This is a genomic window from Staphylococcus sp. EG-SA-15 (assembly GCF_017151895.1).
Classification (GTDB): domain Bacteria; phylum Bacillota; class Bacilli; order Staphylococcales; family Staphylococcaceae; genus Staphylococcus; species Staphylococcus aureus.
In genome coordinates this window covers 1-245 of record NZ_JACVZN010000162.1, presented here as the reverse complement: position 1 = coordinate 245, position 245 = coordinate 1, and the positions used below count along the sequence as shown (strand labels likewise).

Here is a 245-nt window from a genome sequence, read left to right as displayed (position 1 = left end):
GAAACTCAAAGGAATTGACGGGGACCCGCACAAGCGGTGGAGCATGTGGTTTAATTCGAAGCAACGCGAAGAACCTTACCAAATCTTGACATCCTTTGACAACTCTAGAGATAGAGCCTTCCCCTTCGGGGGACAAAGTGACAGGTGGTGCATGGTTGTCGTCAGCTCGTGTCGTGAGATGTTGGGTTAAGTCCCGCAACGAGCGCAACCCTTAAGCTTAGTTGCCATCATTAAGTTGGGCACTC

At 50.6% G+C, this 245-nt stretch carries 1 rRNA gene; it reads left to right on the top strand.

Annotated features, from left to right (window positions below):
* A 16S ribosomal RNA gene (locus IDG64_RS14855) occupies positions 1-245 on the top strand; the annotation flags it as partial.